This is a genomic window from Pseudoalteromonas byunsanensis (genome assembly GCF_001854475.1).
In the GTDB taxonomy this organism is placed as follows: domain Bacteria; phylum Pseudomonadota; class Gammaproteobacteria; order Enterobacterales; family Alteromonadaceae; genus Pseudoalteromonas; species Pseudoalteromonas byunsanensis.
In genome coordinates this window covers 1-16,780 of the sequence record NZ_MNAN01000010.1, presented here as the reverse complement: position 1 = coordinate 16,780, position 16,780 = coordinate 1, and the positions used below count along the sequence as shown (strand labels likewise).

The following is a 16,780-nucleotide window of genomic DNA, read 5'->3' as shown; positions in this document are numbered from 1 at the left end:
TCCAACTCGCTTAAAAAGCAGTCAAAAAGTTCTAAAGTGAATCTAAAATAAGTAATTACTTTTAATTTTTTTTTGCGAAACAAATTATTTGCCCCAAGTAATACGCGATGTAGCGACCAGAAAATGCATATTTTTATACGCAACTTCATGATTAAAAAGCTTTTATAATAACTTATTAACTAATAAATCTTTTTATTAAAAATCCATTGATCTCATTAACATTAAGCTCTAATATGGGTACGAAATTTATACAACCAGCTTGAGAAGTAGGAAGTACAAGCAGGTAAAATGTTAAAAGGAATTTTTAATGACACATGCTATTACGTATAAGCGTGCTGGGTTCTGTGTGGCTTTTTTACTGGTTAACACATTTACTGCTCACTCAGCATTGGCCTCTAGTGGAAATTGCCCTGCAAAATTTCAGGTCAGGCATTTTCAGCCACAGATCTGTTACTCTGAATACGATCAGAGCAGTTGTAATGATGTATGCGCAGCAGCGACCCCAGCTACGCAACCTACCTGTTTCAAAGAGCTATCTTTGCCATGTGATGTGGTTGCAGATATGCGTTTAACAGCAAAAGGCTATCAGCAAGAAGGTGGACAGTCATGGTTTCACGTGAGTGATTTACTGTCTTATACACCACTACATACAGAGCTGAATGTTTTTCAGGCTTCTCTACATTATGAGTTGTATCAGGACTATATTAACACTCCCGGAAATTTCGGCTTTACGCCAGCGAGTGATGAACTTCGCAAACAAAATTTCAGACTAGATCTTCTAGGCCGTCTTGAACGGGAGTCAACGGCACTTAGATATGCTGCTGTTTATCGACGCTATTCTTTAGGTGTTGAACTTGAAGAAAGACTCAATGAGACATTTGCACAAATGATGTCTGATATAGACAGGTTTTCATACTTCAACGCCAGCGAAAAACAGAGCTTAAAGGATGAGCTTAGCAACAACCTGTCAGGACAAGTTCGTCTGTGGAACCTGTTAAAAAGGTATAGTCTGGAAACCATAGCAAACAGTCGAGTTAGACACTTAAACCGTCGTATGTCTACCTACGTGTCGCTGCTCCAGGATTTACCAACTGACCTACAAAGTATCATGATCAATAAGTCAGTGGTACTTGATAAGCATATAGATATTTCGCTTGCACGATGCGAGCAGGGCATTTGTTTCAACGAAATTGTTGCACCACAGGGTACACCTTTTTACCCGAACTTTGACCATCGTTTGTCTTACTTTGAACAGTCTTTGATAGCACTGGCTAATGAGGCATCTGCGCTGGGCTATGTGTATGATGGAGATTATCAGTTAGTCCCTCCACAGCAACTAAGATTCCCTGATTTAGCGGGCTTTGTCAGCAATAAATTATCTGACTATCGAGCTGAACGCACAGATGTAAATCTCGAACGATTGGCTACCGCAATTAACGTTGCATATCTTGCGAAGAACTCATCGGGACAGCAAACACTGGCTAATTTATCTCAACTTGCTGATGTAACAAACAACCAAGGTCTTGTGACGCTTGAGACACTCGCGAGTAAACCGATTTTGTTATGTAAGGAGTTTAACAAGATCAGCCCTGAGATGACGCAAATACAAAATGAGAGTTTTCAGTTAGCAGAGGAAGCCAACAGAATACTCGATATCATGCTTAACCTCGATTATTCAGAACAACTGATGTTTCAGTTAGAAGAAATAATTTTAAAACTTGAAGCGTTAGCAATGAGAAGTCAAGTGATTGCTAATGTTAGACAGTTTGACGAAGACCGAATTCTGACCATCAATTGGCAATTGTTTGACTTATCAGAAATGAACAGTGATGAGTTGCTAATTGAGGTGGAATATTTTGATTATAACGGAATGTTCTGGATCCCAAGAATGTCTGTCAATTTGCCCGAGCTGTTTCCTTCAATAGATGGTCTCAGTACATCGACAAATTCACTACTGCCCACAGCGGTGGGGATTAACTCCCCGTTGAATAATTTGCAGTTAAAAATCAGACAGTCGGCATTTCACGGATGTTCTGAGAATAATCAGCAAGTCAATATGGTAGTTAAAATAACTGATGGGCAAGGAATCGTAAGCCGTCAGGTTTTAACTGCAACCCTCGAGCAAATATAAGTTCTATTAAAGGATATAAATAATGAAAGCTTTATTAATAGCGACCTTGTCTTTGACAAGTGCGGCGTCGGCTTATGCCTTTCCGGTCAAGGTTTTTGATGCCGAAGAACAATGTCAATCGCGTATGACGTCACAAGGAAAACGTTTTGTTCCACCTTGTCAATTCTCAGGCATGAATGTGTACGCTGAGAAAAATAATGCTTATGCAAGCGGTAGCCTGATTAATAATGGCTTGTTTAAAACGATGCTTAACTACACCTTTGCATGTGAATCAATACGTCCACTATCAGTGCGCTTCACGTTATCAAATGCGGATGGCTCTTCCGTATCAAACCGTATCGCTGGGTCTCGTACCTATGAGCCAAGCTCGGTTGAACTAACTCATGGTAACAACGCTTCGGTATTAAACTTTGAGGAGCTATCAGGAGCAACAGGTTTTCAGGCGATGAAACCGGGTTGTAAGTTAGAAGTTCAGCAACTGGTTACCTACCCAGAGCCTCGTTATTTCAATCAAGTTGCTACGCACCTAGTGTCTTTTAATCTTCACTTAGAGCGCTTGATTGGACAAGCTGTACCCTCAACAGGCCACACAAATTTACTTACGGCTATCAACAACACAATTGCCACCTTGGAGTTTATGCAATTTGATGTTGAAGACGACATCTTGGCAGAAGAGCTACGAGATGTGTTGGCTGATTTAAGCAGCACAAAAACTTATTTAGAAAATAACTGTGGCACTGGAAGTTACTCGAGTTTATGTACGGCTCAACTTGCGAACTTAAGAAGCTCGCTGTCTTCTGCTCTTTATGTAAATGAAAGCAATATTTCTCAGTTGTACAACTTCTTAAACTCACAGACTGCGTGGCTTGCGAATAAATACGTAGGCAGGGATCGTACGATTCTGCAAAGTGCAGTTAGTAAATTAAGCACAAGGCTATAAGTGCTTTTGTAATACTCAGTCCGAATCGCAAAGGATCTATCCATACCGTAAAGGAAATATAACTATGTACGGAAAACTCATAGCAACATCTGTTGCAGCCGCTTTGGTACACAGTGCCACGGCACATGCTTTACCTGACACAACATCAGGCAATCCACTTAGTAAGTTGGGTATTCATACTCCAGCTGGGGTTGGTGATGTGGTTCAGGATCATGAAAACCCTAAGACGCTCCATGTGGGCCCTGCTAACGATAAGGAGATTATCGGCACTTATTTCGACACAGGCGGTGGCCCTAGCTGTTCTGCATATGTCGCAATGAAAGAGCAAGCAAACAGATTACCAGCAACCGAGCAGGCTATTAAGCAAGCGATTGACAATGGTGATTTTGTTAGTAACTACTTTCAGCTAACTGTCGGTATTCCTGCGCGCAATACTGCTGCGACTATCAACATTGGCAATAAGTCAGAAGAGATCTATAACCTTGCGCTTGCAAATGGCGGCTTGATTGATAGATATCACGTATTAGAAGCACAGTGGTCAGATATTGCTTATGAATCAGAGCTATACAGAGACGAACTAGACACGCTCAAAGATGATCAAGCAGCAGCGAACAACCAATGTATCGTAAACTCTGGTGGTGACTTCTCTAAAATGTATGAGTGTATCGTTGGTGTAGCCAATACGTATACTCCACTGATTGAAGCTGCAAGAGCGAAGGTAAAAGAAGTTGACGAGCGTAAAGACGCAATCCGCGAAGACTACTACGCGGCTAAAGGTGAGTACAAAGCGTTTGAAGACAAGCTAAACCGTCTTAACAGTCAACTAGAGTTTGCAATGCGCTTGTACGAGTCTCAGCTTATGATCGTAAACAATGCGTATGACATTGAGTATAAAGCAGTTACAGAAGCTGGCAGCCTGATCGCGGGTATTGCTTCTGCAGGTTACAACTTGTGGGGTAACGAAGCTGCTATCTTGTCTAATACGCTAAGAAGTGCAGGCCAAACAGACTACTCAGTTCAGCAACTGAACGTATTTGATATTCGTCTCAACTCAGGTGTGACTCGAGATAACCCAAATATCTCAACAGACGATAATCAGCCTATTTTCCGCAAAAACGTTTGGACTTACCCGTCGAATACCATCATTAACTTCGGCAACATTGGTGACAGAACCATGCCGTTTGAGCGTGAAACAGTGGGTGACCAAATTCATTTTGACACAACTACTTGGGACTCACTCGGTTCTGGTGGTATTGACTTCCACGTAACAAAAGATGCGCGTTGTGGTGATTATGAGGCGAATGTAGAGCGTAACTACACTGCGACTCATAATGGCACAACTGCGTCTTGGAAAGTGACACGTGATGAATACAAGCCTGTTCTTAACAGCCCTGTATTTGCAACGAATATTGCGCTTTCATACAGCTATTATGCGTATCCTGGCAAACTCAAAGGTGAGTGTTCAATCGACGTTGATCGCATGAACAGTTACTGGAGAAATGCTGGTAAGTCTAAGAGCTGGAGCTGGTTCAAGACGAAAACGAAGAGCTGGGATCATATTCGTACTACGGCTCGTGATGAGCTAGGTATGGAATGTAAGCTGAGCTTAGTACCGCAATCAAGTGATCCTGAAGAAGCTGCAAGACTGGCTGAGAAGTTTGAAACACAAATGTACAACGATATGTGGCAAATGTTCTTAGCAGTTTACGCAGAGTCTTATGATGTGATTGTTAAAGACCCTGAAATAACAGATCCAGGTCAAAGCGATGTAGGTAAAACGATCGGTGACGGCTTGTTGACAGTTTGTCGGAATGCATATTGTCAGTTTGCAAATGTTGTTTTACGTGCCCTAGATAAGATCGGTGGCTCTAAAGCACAAGGTACTACATCTCACGTTTCACATGAATACGGAAAGATCTGGAAACGATACGAGAAAGACTCATTCAACGTATATCAAGGCAGTGCTTCTATCAAAGCTAAAGTGTGCGTTGACTCTAGTCAATGTAACTAAGCCATGATTTCTGAGGGGGCTTGCCCCCTCATATTGTTCCAAACGTTAATTTAGGATTTTTTATGAAGGCAAAGATTGTAATTGCAGTCATCTGCACAGCTGTAATCAGTTATTTGGGTTGGATTGTGTATACCCCTACAGATGAAGTACAGCCTCAGACTAAAAGCCCAAAGGTAGAAATGGATAAAGAATACAAAGAACCAGAGGCTCCAGAGCCAAAAGTTGTTACGACGAGAAAAAGCGTAGAAGAGATCGTAGCAAGAGCAAAAAATTATCGTAATCCGTCAGCGGTTATTGAGCAGGCGAACCAAGTTGACCCCAGTAAAGAAGAGGAATATTACGAGTTTATTATCACTTCTTTTCCGCACCTTAAAGATCAGGTCAATGCATATCGTGAGGCAACACGGGTGCAAAAAGAGCGCTTGGCAGCGCTTGCAAACCGAGTTGAAGAGCGAAACAAAGATGTCGTCGCATCGGGTTCCGCCTCTCAGAGTTTAGATGACGATATTTTATATGAACAAAATCAAATAGCTGAACATGCTCGAGTGTTGGGGAAGCAAGCTATGGCGCTAACCGAAGCTATTAGGCAAGCAGCGTACAATTAATTGAGAGTTAAAAAAGGAATACTGACATGATATGGAAAAATAGCTTTCCCATTCCGCTGTGCATACTGATCTCCGCATGTGGGGGTTCTAGTAGTACAGAGGTACAAGCAGAAACAAATAATGCTGCTAAAAATCAAGCACCTGTTGCAGTGATCACCACGAGTGATACAAATATTACTACAAACAAGTTAGTGCATTTTAATGCTTCGAAAAGCTACGATCCTGATGGGGATGTATTGAGCTATGAGTGGCAACTAACCAAAGGTGCTGAGCAAACTCCTGTTGCATTAGAACAGCATAACAAAGAAGAAATTACTGTTCAGCTTAGCAATAGTGATAAGTATGTACTCACTTTAACTGCGAGTGATGGCAAAGCGTATAGCAAACCCTCCAAGTTCGAGTTTGCTCTCAATGGTGAAATGACTTTAACAGCATCTGCTGGACAAGATATTACCGTGAAAAAAGGTCAGATTGTAGCGCTTGATGGTAGCGAAAGTCGTGATTTGGATGGGGTCATCACTAGCTATCATTGGCGCATTATAGAAAAACCAGACAATAGCCAAGCAAGAATATTTATAGATAAAAAGGTAAAAGCTACCTTCGTTGCGGATCAGGTTGGGCAATACATTGTCGAACTGAGTGTGCAAAATGAGCAAGGTGACATCGCCACAGATACACTGACGATCACCAGTGATGCATTGGATGTCAATTCACCTCCTGTCGTAGTGATCAAGGATGCAAAGAGCCAGATTAAGCCAAACGAAGTTATAGCGCTTGATGCCAGTGAAAGTTATGACCCTGATAGATTTGACAGTTTGTCATTTGCTTGGGAGGTGGTGTCACAGCCTGAGGGTGCTGATGCCAATCTAAGTACATTGTTTGGTGCGCAAACAAGCTTCTCAGCCATAACACTGGGCGATTACGAAGTAGCAGTGAGTGTTACTGACTCACAAGGTGCTGCTGCACAAGCTTCATACTTACTGTCAGTAACCACGGATAACTTACCACCTGTTGCACAGCTTGGTGCAGATATTAATGCACCAATCGAGCCGCTTGAACTTATTTGTCAGTCTTGTTTCGACCCAGAGGGTGAGCCGCTGACGTATCAATGGCAGTTGCTTAGTCGTCCACAGCAGAGTATGGCAGAACTGCAAGCAGCGACAGACGCTGTGGCCAAGTTACACCCTGATGTAGCTGGTGAATATGCTATTGCAGTAAGCGTATCTGATGGTCAAACTGAAGTAACATCCAATACCCAAACCTATTACATTGATGATAATCAGAAGCCAACAGCCCACCTTTCTGGTCCGGGTGAGGTGTACATTGGCGATACGGTTGAACTGGACGCCAGCCAAAGCTCAGATCCTAACAACGACACACTGACATATGAGTGGCAACTTATTGAAAGTGCGGCTGAGGTTCAATTACATACAAGAGATGACGGCACTGCATTTTTCACTCCAACAGAACTTGGTAACTATATTGTTTCTTTACGTGTTCATGACGGTCAATATTACTCCGATCCGTTAACGCATACAGTGCAAGTGAAATCTAATTTACCACCGGTTATTGTGTTAGAAAATGACGCACCAAGAGAAGCTGAAGTGGGAGCGCAAGTGCTGTTCAATGCGTCGGCAAGTTACGACCCAGAGGGTGATGCGCTCACTTATCAGTGGTCTTTGGATAAGCCTGAAGATTCAACAGCACAGTTATCTACCAATACGATAGCTACGACCAGCTTAGTAGCAGATGTAGCGGGTACATACTCTATTAACCTGCATCTTAGCGATTCAGCAGATAACGTAACTACTCAATCAGTGCGCTTAAATGTCTCAGATCCCGTCAATATGCTTACAGGCTATGTCAGAGGGAAGATAGTTAACTCTTATAGACATCCAGTTGCGAATGCAGGTCTAAATATCAATGGACAGCAATATGTTAGCGATGCACAGGGGGTGCTAAATGCTCGAGTAGAAGTTGAAGAAGGAGCTCCTTTGGTTGTTAGGACCGAAGATGAACGTTTAGCTTCAGGTGTCTATACAGCGCCGAGTATCACTCAGGATGAATTTGTTATCAACTTGGGTGATGCGTTTGTGCCACACATGCAACCGATTGAAGTCAGGCTATTAACATGCCCTCAGTACAGTGGTCCTGACGTTATTGAGGTTGGCTATCGTATGCTTTCAACCATCCCTGAAATGGGCTCTATCACAGCTGAATATGATCAAAAAATCAGCTTTACACTCGACGGCTTAGGAAGATCAACTCAAGCATTCAGCTTACCAGCAACCGCTAAGTATGAACTATACGTGGATGATAATTTAAAAATTACCACGCCAAGTAGTCAGCTGATGAATGTATTTTACTCGGTTGATATTCCCGCTAGAGGTTTTGTAACTATTTGTAATCAATAAACTAAAAGGAAATTTTACAATGAAAAAATTAACAACTGCATTGGCATTTATGCTCTCTTTTGGCGCTCAAGCTATCGAACCTATCTATGTAGGTGGTGAACAATATAGCTACACAATGAGTGACTTCACTCCGGTCTATGCAAATGGTCACATTGTGGGTTATGACGCAGCAATACCAGTTGGAGTGGATATGTATGATGACTTTATTGGTGATTACCCTGAGCTGATATTCGACGTCAGTGGTGAAGCGGTAGGCACAACGGATGGTTCTCCGATGTTGATGGACATGTCGGTAGTTTGTTCTGGCGTTGATATTGGCTATGACGCTGATGTGGTTATCAATCGTAGAGGCCGTTTAATACCTGCTCGTTTCTCTATTTATAACCGCACAAAAACCAATGGTGAGTGTCAAGAGTTGAAGCTTAGAATCAACAAAACAGGCTCATCAGCAACTAACCCAGCAGCAACGATTGACGCACTGAACGTGAACCTCATCGTCTTCTTAAATCTTAGCTTCTAATACACTAACTAAAAAAGGAAATTGTTATGAAAACTAAATTGATACTGCTCATTTTCTCGGCGCTGACCATACTTTCGTTTCGTGCTACGGCAAGTACTGAAGCGTTAACTGTAGACGCTTCATCTATGCTTGAGTTGTCAGCTCAAGAGCTTGCGCTACGATACCCATGTTGTGACAGATACCGTGACAGATATTGCGACATTCGAATTGAAGCGCTAAAAGAGTATCAATCAGTTTCACCAAAGGAAATGGTGGAAGCAGCTAAAGCCGTGACGATGACCTCTCCAATATATATTGGTGGTGCACGTTATACGTTAAACAAGTCAAGCTTTACTCCTGTCTATACTACCCGTGTGATTTATGAGCCATGCCTTATGCCTGAGCCCATCACAGTGAACGTTTTAACTGGTTATGAAGCGAGATTCGCTGTGTATGGTGATTATAGCCAAGACCTGTTTTTTGACATCAGTGGTCGTTCAGATAAATCAATGAATCTATCTGTATCATGTGGTTCTTTCAGTGGCTCCGACTCTGGTACTAAGTGGGTGGTTTCGAAGCAACAAAACACCGGTGGTAGCTGTAAATCAATGCTAGTGAAATATTCATTCACTAATTCGACAGCACCGACTGCTATTGACTTAAACATTATGATCTCTGAAGAGCTTAACTAAGTAGTTTAAAAAAGGAATTGATATGAAATTAGTTAATTTGTGTAGTGGTACTTTGCTTGCTTTGGCTGCGGTAAGTTCGCTTTCGGCTCAGGCTAAGCCAAATGATGGCATCTACCCACCACCGACTGAACCATGTACTTATAGTACAGGTCCAGAGGTCATGTCGCTTGGGGTGCAAGCCTTTAATCTAAACATTCAGCAGGCATCTCCGATTTTTATCGGGGGAGAACGTTACACCTTAAGTCGCAGTGACTTTACACCTATTTATCAGAGAGTGACTTATACCTGTCCTGGTTTAGACCCATTGGTCGTGGACGAGTATTCGGGCTACACATTGTCGCTGCCTGTATACAATGATTTTGGGCAAAAGCTGTACTTTGATATTTCTGGTAGAGCGGCTAAGTACATGAATTTAAGTGTCTCGTGTGGTTCATTCAGTGCCTCTGACTCAGGAGATAAGTTTTATATTTCGCGCTCGGCGATTACTGGCGGTAGTTGCACACAACTGGACTTGAAATTGACTTTCAACAAAAGTTCTTCTCAGCCCAGTTATTTAGACTTGAATGTGATGATCTCCGAGGCATTGGATTAACCAATAAAGGAATGCTGTACAAGGCTGGAGGTTGTGTTACTAGCCTTGTACATAGCACGAATACAAGGAAATAAAAGATGAAAAAACTTTTGTTAGCAGCAGGCATCTTGGCCTGTTCGAGCAGTGTAGTTGCCTTGGAGACAGGCAACACTGTGACTGTCAATCAAGAAACATTGCAATTGAGTACTGCGGATTTTACGCCCATTACAACAGTGTGGGCTGGTCGAACTGTTGTCACGGGCTACCAAGCTTTAGTGGACGTACAAGGCGCGCAGTCGGCACTATTTTTTGATGCCAATGGTGAGGTTTCGGCACGTTGGTTTGCGTCTAATTTCGCTTTAGTGACTAAGTTGAGCTGCAATGGTGTTCCAGTTGGAATGAGTAAAGCTTATGGCAAGCGCGTTGATGGTCAGTCGACACCTGCTCAGCCGACAATCACTGAGTTAAGAAAAGGCGTTGAGGGCTGTACTCAGTTAAAAATCGAATTATCTAAAGAAGGGTCTTTGAGCCGCCAGTTCTACACTCGTATTCAAGATATTTCGTTTGCTATTGCAGTAAAGGGATTTAACTCACCTCAAGGAGCACTTTAAGATGTTAAAAGCAATTGCAATGGGCACCAGCTTGCTCGCATTCAGCACCCTAGGTCTTGCCTCTGAGATAAGCAATACATTCACAGATGCAGATATGTTGCAACAGGGCAACAGTTATGAATTGAATCTTGCTGCATCTGGACTAACCAGTGCTTCAGTAATCGAATTAAACTTGGTGATATCGGGTCAGGGAGCGTTAAGCTCTGGTCAGCAGCCTGCATGTACTCAGTGGCAAGGGTTGCAGTGTATGGGGGGGTATGAAAATACTTCTCAAAGTGAAGTTTTACATGAAGTGAACATCGCTGTAACTTGTGACGATCAGCCTTTATACGAAGACCGTAAGAGCTACAGTGAGTATACAAATGAAATACTTACTAGTGCAGACAGCACCTTAGCGTTCGATGTTTCGTTGGTCAAGTTGACGCCAGTAACATGTCAGTTAGTCAAGCTCAACGTATCCACCCTAAGTGGTGAACCTATGGCCAAAATACAAGGTTCAATCACTTTGAAGAATAACACTTCAAAGCCAAGTGCATCATATTATGAGGTTATACAGTGAAAAAACTACTCATTATTTCGAGTTTATTAACAGCTTCTCAAGCATTCGCAGACCCTATTGATGTTGGCGGTGTGGCTTATGAGCTAGGTTTTAGTGATTTTACGGCTATAACAGAACCATATGCAGGACGAGAAGCGGTAGTAGCTTATGAAACTACGCTGGACGTGGACGGTGATTTTGGACAGGATCTAAACTACCGTATCGCTGGTAAAGTCTATACGCGATGGTTTGCAGGTAACATGGCTGCCACACTATCAGTGACTTGCGATTCACCCTATATAAATACGCCTATTTTTATAGGTGAAGATATGGACTTTGGTATAAGAATTGATGGTGTTTCATACTTAGCTAAGCCAAGTATCTCAAGCTATATCAATACAGACGGAAACTGCCAGAAGATGACTGTTCGCATAGATAAAGAAGGTCACCTAAGTCGCCAGTTCTATACCATAGTGACTGATCTGCAATTTAACGTTCAAATTATTGAGCATATACCTCGTTAATATTACAAGGCACCTCTAGGTGCCTTTAATTACAAGGAGTGGTTAATGAAACACTTAATAGCACTAGGTGCCTGTATGATGGCATCAAGCGTATCGGCACTGCCAACCTTTTTTGTTGGCGAAACAGCCCAGATAACCAAGGGTGACGTGCAAGTAATTAAGCAGCTTTATAAGCGTGAAAATGGTGTTGATAAGTATGCCGAAGTCGCATATGAAATTGAGTTTCCAATGTATGGTTCATGGGGACTTACGGAGCTAGATGTTCAGTTAACAGGTGATATTACATCGGCATGGTACTCGTCAAACTTTGGTATGACCGTATCAGTATACTGTAACAACGTTGTAGTTGACTCCGATACGTCGTATGGTGTGCGTTATGACAGAGCAAGTTATGTGGTTAAGCCTCAGTTTCGAGTTGAAAATCACCCAATTCCAGCAGGGTGTGAATCAGTAAAGGTGAGGATGGACAAACTGGGTAGCCTTGCTCGTATGTACTATACCGATATTGAAAACATTGACCTTAGGCTGTACATGACGAGTAAGTTCTAGCTGCGAAATTGTAGAATTAATTGCAGAAATAGAGTTCTAGGTGATAACTCCAAATTTCTTGATAAGATAGTACTTTCGTCTCGAGTCATGGAGTTCTCACTTCGCCTACCAATTACAGTATTCACTGTTTTGCGCGTGAACCAGCAACAATCCCCTTCAAAAGCGTTAAAGTTAGCGCTTTTGGGACGGTTTTTATTGACAGGTCAATCTTTGCTCATTAAAATTCGGCCACCCATTTATTCGTTCCATGAAAATGGCGAAGAAATTGGGTCGATTTTTTATATTTTTTCAGTAGTAATTTTAACTAATCAGGAGCTATTTAATGGCAACTATTAACCAGCTAGTGCGTAAGCCACGTCGTAGCAAGGTTACAAAAAGTAACTCAGCTGCGCTTAAAGCTTGTCCGCAAAAGCGTGGTGTATGTACTCGCGTATATACAACTACACCTAAGAAACCAAACTCAGCATTACGTAAAGTAGCGCGTGTACGTTTAACTAACGGTTTCGAAGTAACATCATACATCGGTGGTGAAGGCCACAACTTACAAGAGCACAGTGTAATCCTAATCCGTGGTGGTCGTGTTAAAGACTTACCAGGTGTGCGTTTCCACACTGTTCGTGGTGCACTTGACTGTGCCGGCGTAAACGACCGTAGACAGGCTCGTTCTAAGTACGGTGCAAAACGCCCTAAGGGCTAATGGTTCTCCGTTAGTAAGGCCAAGCACTTAAGTTTTAATTTTTAAATAATTTGTTTTGGGAGTCGCCCAAAAAGGCGAACCTGAAGATACCGGAGATATAAAATGCCTAGAAGACGCGTAATAGGTCAACGTAAAATTCTTCCAGATCCGAAGTTCGGATCAGAACTTCTTGCTAAATTCGTTAACGTAGTAATGTTAGACGGCAAGAAATCTACTGCTGAAAAAATCGTATACGGTGCGTTAGACGTGGCTGCTGAGAAATCAGGCAAGTCGCACCTAGAAATCTTTGAAGCTGCACTTGACAATGTACGTCCACAGGTTGAGGTTAAATCTCGCCGTGTTGGTGGTTCTACATACCAAGTACCAGTTGAAGTACGTCCAGTTCGTCGCAACGCATTAGGTATGCGTTGGTTAGTTGAAGCTGCACGTAAGCGTGGCGAGAAATCTATGGGCTTACGTTTAGCTCAAGAGATCGTTGACGCTGCTGACAACAAAGGCACTGCGGTTAAGAAACGTGAAGACGTTCACCGTATGGCTGAAGCGAACAAAGCATTCGCTCACTACCGTTGGTAATCTGCTAACACCCTTTAAGAGGATAATATGGCACGTACAACTCCTATTGAGCGCTACCGTAATATCGGTATTTGTGCTCACGTAGATGCAGGCAAAACCACCACGACAGAACGTGTTCTGTTCTACACAGGTCTTTCTCATAAGATCGGTGAAGTTCACGATGGTGCTGCAACTATGGACTGGATGGAGCAGGAGCAGGAGCGTGGTATCACTATCACGTCTGCTGCAACCACGTGTTTCTGGAAAGGAATGGACGCGCAGTTTGACGACCATCGTATCAATATTATTGATACTCCAGGGCACGTAGACTTTACCATCGAAGTAGAACGTTCTTTACGTGTACTCGATGGTGCAGTTGTCGTGTTGTGTGCTTCATCAGGTGTACAGCCACAAACAGAAACAGTTTGGCGTCAGGCGAACAAATACGAAGTACCTCGCATGGTCTTCGTAAACAAAATGGATCGCACTGGCGCAGACTTCCTTGCTGTTGTGGGACAGGTGAAATCTCGCCTGGGCGCCACACCTGTGCCTATTCAGTTACCAATTGGTGCTGAAGACGAATTTAAAGGTGTTATCGATCTCATCAAAATGAAAGCTATCAACTGGAATAATGAAGACCAGGGGATGACGTTCACTTATGAAGAGATCCCAGCAGAGCTTCAAGACTTAGCTGAAGAATGGCGTGCTCACATGGTTGAGAGCGCAGCTGAAGCGTCTGAAGAACTAATGGACAAATATTTAGAAGACGGTGAACTAAGCGAAGCTGAAATTAAAGCGGCGCTTCGTAAGCAGACATTGGCCAATGAAATTGTGCCAATGACCTGTGGTAGTGCATTCAAAAACAAAGGCGTACAAGCAGTGCTTGACGCAGTGGTTGAATACATGCCATCACCTACTGAAGTTAAAGAGATTCAGGGTATTCTAGAAGACGACTCTGAAGGTACTCGCCCTGCAGATGATAGTGCGCCGTTCTCGGCATTGGCATTTAAAATTGCCACAGACCCATTTGTAGGTACTTTAACTTTCTTCCGTGTTTACTCTGGTACAGTTAGACAGGGTGACGCGGTATATAACCCGGTTAAAAGCAAAAAAGAGCGTTTGGGCCGTATTGTTCAAATGCATGCAAACTCTCGTGAAGAGATCAAGGAAGTGCGCGCTGGTGACATCGCCGCTGCCATTGGTCTGAAAGATGTGACTACTGGTGACACATTATGTTCACAAGAAGCTGTTATCACTTTAGAGCGCATGGAATTTCCAGAGCCGGTGATTTCAGTTGCAGTTGAGCCAAGAACCGTAGCTGACCAAGATAAAATGGGTATCGCGCTAAGTAAATTAGCGGCAGAAGACCCATCATTCCGTGTAGAAACGGATGAAGAATCAGGTCAAACGATCATCTCTGGTATGGGTGAACTACACTTAGATATCATTGTTGATCGTATGAAACGTGAATTCAGCGTTGAATGTAACGTTGGTAAGCCGCAAGTGGCATATCGTGAAACGATTCGTAACACGGTGGAAGCTGAAGGTAAATTCGTACGTCAATCTGGTGGTCGCGGTCAATATGGTCATGTTTGGCTTAAGCTTGAACCGATGGACATCTCTGATGATGAGGCTCCAACTTATGAATTCGTTAACGAAATCGTAGGTGGCGCAGTACCAAAAGAGTATATTCCAGCGGTTGATAAAGGTATTCAAGAGCAGATGCGACAAGGTGTACTTGCCGGTTATCCGCTATTGGGTGTTAAAGCGACGTTGTTTGATGGCTCGTTCCATGACGTAGACTCAAACGAAATGGCGTTTAAAATCGCAGGTTCAATTGGTTTTAAAAACGGTGCACTACAGGCGCAGCCGATTATTTTAGAACCAGTTATGAAAGTTGAAGTTATCACCCCTGAAACTAACATGGGTGATGTAGTAGGTGATTTAAACCGTCGTCGTGGCATAATCGAAGGCATGGAAGAAGCACTTGGTGGCTTGAAGCAAATTAATGCTCAAGTACCTCTTTCTGAAATGTTTGGTTATGCAACCGATCTTCGTTCAGCTACACAAGGTCGTGCCTCGTACTCAATGGAATTTTCCAAGTACGCAGAGGCGGCTAAGAGTGTATCTGACACAATTATTGCAGCTCGCGCTGTTAAGTAATTTTAGTTCGGTCCGGTCTCTAAGGGCTGGACTTTAATTTCTTTATAGGAATTTTTTAAGATGGCAAAAGAAAAGTTTGAACGCGTAAAACCGCACGTAAACGTAGGTACAATCGGCCACGTTGACCACGGTAAAACAACTCTAACAGCAGCAATCACTAACGTACTTGCAAAAGTATACGGTGGTGTAGCTAAAGACTTCGCATCAATCGATAACGCTCCAGAAGAGCGTGAGCGTGGTATCACAATCTCAACTTCACACGTTGAGTACGATACACCAACTCGTCACTACGCACACGTAGACTGTCCAGGACACGCTGACTATGTTAAAAACATGATCACTGGTGCTGCACAGATGGACGGCGCGATCCTAGTAGTTGCTGCTACTGACGGTCCTATGCCTCAAACACGTGAGCACATCCTACTTTCTCGTCAGGTTGGTGTACCTTACATCATCGTATTCATGAACAAATGTGACATGGTTGACGACGAAGAGCTTCTAGAGCTAGTAGAGATGGAAGTACGTGAACTTCTTTCTGAGTACGACTTCCCAGGTGATGACCTACCTCTAATCCAAGGTTCTGCGCTTAAAGCGTTAGAAGGTGAGAAAGAGTGGGAAGACAAGATCGTTGAGCTTGCAGAAGCACTAGACACTTACATCCCAGAGCCAGAGCGTGACATCGATAAGCCATTCATCATGCCTATCGAAGACGTATTCTCAATCCAGGGTCGTGGTACAGTAGTAACAGGCCGTGTTGAAGCTGGTATCATCAACGTGAACGACGAAGTTGAAATCGTAGGTATCAAAGAAACTACGAAGACAACTTGTACGGGTGTTGAGATGTTCCGTAAGCTTCTAGACGAAGGTCGTGCGGGTGAGAACATCGGTGCACTACTACGTGGTACTAAGCGTGACGAAGTTGAGCGTGGTCAGGTTCTATGTAAGCCTGGTTCAATCAACCCACACACTAAGTTCACTTCAGAAGTATACGTACTTTCTAAAGATGAAGGTGGTCGTCACACGCCATTCTTCAAAGGCTACCGTCCACAGTTCTACTTCCGTACAACTGACGTAACAGGTAACGTTGAGTTACCAGAAGGCGTAGAAATGGTAATGCCTGGTGACAACATCAAGATGACTGTTGAGCTAATCGTTCCAATCGCGATGGACGAAGGTTTACGCTTCGCTATCCGTGAAGGTGGCCGTACAGTAGGTGCTGGTGTTGTAGCTACAATCATTGAATAATCAATAGATTGCAGTAACACTGTAAAAAAGGTCACTTA

At 43.0% G+C, this 16,780-nt stretch carries 16 protein-coding genes; all 16 read left to right on the top strand.

Features of this window, described 5'->3' with window-relative positions:
• Positions 1 to 307 precede the first annotated feature (307 nt).
• The 16 genes from BIW53_RS01545 (at position 308) to tuf (ending at position 16,742) form a co-directional block, all read left to right on the top strand.
• Positions 308 to 2,131, top strand: coding sequence for a hypothetical protein (locus BIW53_RS01545; protein WP_070989987.1), 1,824 nt, complete (start codon positions 308 to 310; stop codon positions 2,129 to 2,131).
• 22 nt (positions 2,132 to 2,153) lie between these two features.
• Positions 2,154 to 3,071: a hypothetical protein gene (locus BIW53_RS01540; RefSeq protein ID WP_070989986.1), complete on the top strand. Its 918-nt coding sequence runs from the start codon at positions 2,154 to 2,156 to the stop codon at positions 3,069 to 3,071.
• A gap of 64 nt (positions 3,072 to 3,135) precedes the next feature.
• Positions 3,136 to 5,082, top strand: a complete 1,947-nt coding sequence (locus BIW53_RS01535; protein WP_070989984.1) for a hypothetical protein — start codon at positions 3,136 to 3,138, stop codon at positions 5,080 to 5,082.
• Between the two features lie 62 nt (positions 5,083 to 5,144).
• A complete protein-coding gene (locus BIW53_RS01530; RefSeq protein ID WP_070989982.1) occupies positions 5,145 to 5,687 on the top strand; it encodes a hypothetical protein in 543 nt (180 codons plus the stop codon).
• A gap of 26 nt (positions 5,688 to 5,713) precedes the next feature.
• Positions 5,714 to 8,101 carry a PKD domain-containing protein gene (locus tag BIW53_RS01525; protein ID WP_070989980.1) on the top strand — a complete coding sequence of 796 codons (2,388 nt, stop codon included), beginning with the start codon at positions 5,714 to 5,716 and terminating at the stop codon, positions 8,099 to 8,101.
• Positions 8,102 to 8,120: 19 nt separating this feature from the next.
• Complete coding sequence (locus BIW53_RS01520) at positions 8,121 to 8,621, top strand: hypothetical protein (protein WP_070989978.1); 501 nt, start codon at positions 8,121 to 8,123, stop codon at positions 8,619 to 8,621.
• Between the two features lie 26 nt (positions 8,622 to 8,647).
• A complete protein-coding gene (locus BIW53_RS01515) occupies positions 8,648 to 9,292 on the top strand; it encodes a hypothetical protein (RefSeq protein WP_070989976.1) in 645 nt (214 codons plus the stop codon).
• Positions 9,293 to 9,314: 22 nt separating this feature from the next.
• A complete protein-coding gene (locus BIW53_RS01510; RefSeq protein ID WP_070989975.1) occupies positions 9,315 to 9,884 on the top strand; it encodes a hypothetical protein in 570 nt (189 codons plus the stop codon).
• A gap of 77 nt (positions 9,885 to 9,961) precedes the next feature.
• Positions 9,962 to 10,474 carry a hypothetical protein gene (locus BIW53_RS01505; protein WP_070989973.1) on the top strand — a complete coding sequence of 171 codons (513 nt, stop codon included), beginning with the start codon at positions 9,962 to 9,964 and terminating at the stop codon, positions 10,472 to 10,474.
• Position 10,475: 1 nt separating this feature from the next.
• Positions 10,476 to 11,033 carry a hypothetical protein gene (locus tag BIW53_RS01500; protein WP_070989971.1) on the top strand — a complete coding sequence of 186 codons (558 nt, stop codon included), beginning with the start codon at positions 10,476 to 10,478 and terminating at the stop codon, positions 11,031 to 11,033.
• Entirely contained in the window at positions 11,030 to 11,536 is a 507-nt protein-coding gene (locus BIW53_RS01495) for a hypothetical protein (protein ID WP_070989969.1), read from the top strand. Before BIW53_RS01500 ends, BIW53_RS01495 begins: the two co-directional genes overlap by 4 nt.
• 45 nt (positions 11,537 to 11,581) lie before the next feature.
• A complete protein-coding gene (locus BIW53_RS01490; RefSeq protein ID WP_070989967.1) occupies positions 11,582 to 12,085 on the top strand; it encodes a hypothetical protein in 504 nt (167 codons plus the stop codon).
• Between the two features lie 322 nt (positions 12,086 to 12,407).
• Positions 12,408 to 12,782, top strand: coding sequence for a 30S ribosomal protein S12 (gene rpsL / locus BIW53_RS01480; protein WP_010367657.1), 375 nt, complete (start codon positions 12,408 to 12,410; stop codon positions 12,780 to 12,782).
• Between the two features lie 102 nt (positions 12,783 to 12,884).
• Positions 12,885 to 13,355 (top strand): 30S ribosomal protein S7, encoded by a 471-nt coding sequence (gene rpsG, locus BIW53_RS01475; RefSeq protein ID WP_070989963.1) that lies wholly within the window; start codon positions 12,885 to 12,887, stop codon positions 13,353 to 13,355.
• Positions 13,356 to 13,382: 27 nt separating this feature from the next.
• Positions 13,383 to 15,497, top strand: coding sequence for an elongation factor G (fusA, locus tag BIW53_RS01470; RefSeq protein ID WP_070989961.1), 2,115 nt, complete (start codon positions 13,383 to 13,385; stop codon positions 15,495 to 15,497).
• Positions 15,498 to 15,557: 60 nt separating this feature from the next.
• Positions 15,558 to 16,742, top strand: a complete 1,185-nt coding sequence (tuf, locus tag BIW53_RS01465) for an elongation factor Tu (protein ID WP_070989959.1) — start codon at positions 15,558 to 15,560, stop codon at positions 16,740 to 16,742.
• Positions 16,743 to 16,780: the final 38 nt, after the last annotated feature.

Coding starts and splice junctions, on each gene's coding strand:
- BIW53_RS01545 (WP_070989987.1), top strand. CDS start 308: ATGACACATGCTATTACGTATAAGCGTGCTGGGTTCTGTGTGGCTTTT.
- BIW53_RS01540 (WP_070989986.1), top strand. CDS start 2,154: ATGAAAGCTTTATTAATAGCGACCTTGTCTTTGACAAGTGCGGCGTCG.
- BIW53_RS01535 (WP_070989984.1), top strand. CDS start 3,136: ATGTACGGAAAACTCATAGCAACATCTGTTGCAGCCGCTTTGGTACAC.
- BIW53_RS01530 (WP_070989982.1), top strand. CDS start 5,145: ATGAAGGCAAAGATTGTAATTGCAGTCATCTGCACAGCTGTAATCAGT.
- BIW53_RS01525 (WP_070989980.1), top strand. CDS start 5,714: ATGATATGGAAAAATAGCTTTCCCATTCCGCTGTGCATACTGATCTCC.
- BIW53_RS01520 (WP_070989978.1), top strand. CDS start 8,121: ATGAAAAAATTAACAACTGCATTGGCATTTATGCTCTCTTTTGGCGCT.
- BIW53_RS01515 (WP_070989976.1), top strand. CDS start 8,648: ATGAAAACTAAATTGATACTGCTCATTTTCTCGGCGCTGACCATACTT.
- BIW53_RS01510 (WP_070989975.1), top strand. CDS start 9,315: ATGAAATTAGTTAATTTGTGTAGTGGTACTTTGCTTGCTTTGGCTGCG.
- BIW53_RS01505 (WP_070989973.1), top strand. CDS start 9,962: ATGAAAAAACTTTTGTTAGCAGCAGGCATCTTGGCCTGTTCGAGCAGT.
- BIW53_RS01500 (WP_070989971.1), top strand. CDS start 10,476: ATGTTAAAAGCAATTGCAATGGGCACCAGCTTGCTCGCATTCAGCACC.
- BIW53_RS01490 (WP_070989967.1), top strand. CDS start 11,582: ATGAAACACTTAATAGCACTAGGTGCCTGTATGATGGCATCAAGCGTA.
- rpsL (WP_010367657.1), top strand. CDS start 12,408: ATGGCAACTATTAACCAGCTAGTGCGTAAGCCACGTCGTAGCAAGGTT.
- rpsG (WP_070989963.1), top strand. CDS start 12,885: ATGCCTAGAAGACGCGTAATAGGTCAACGTAAAATTCTTCCAGATCCG.
- fusA (WP_070989961.1), top strand. CDS start 13,383: ATGGCACGTACAACTCCTATTGAGCGCTACCGTAATATCGGTATTTGT.
- tuf (WP_070989959.1), top strand. CDS start 15,558: ATGGCAAAAGAAAAGTTTGAACGCGTAAAACCGCACGTAAACGTAGGT.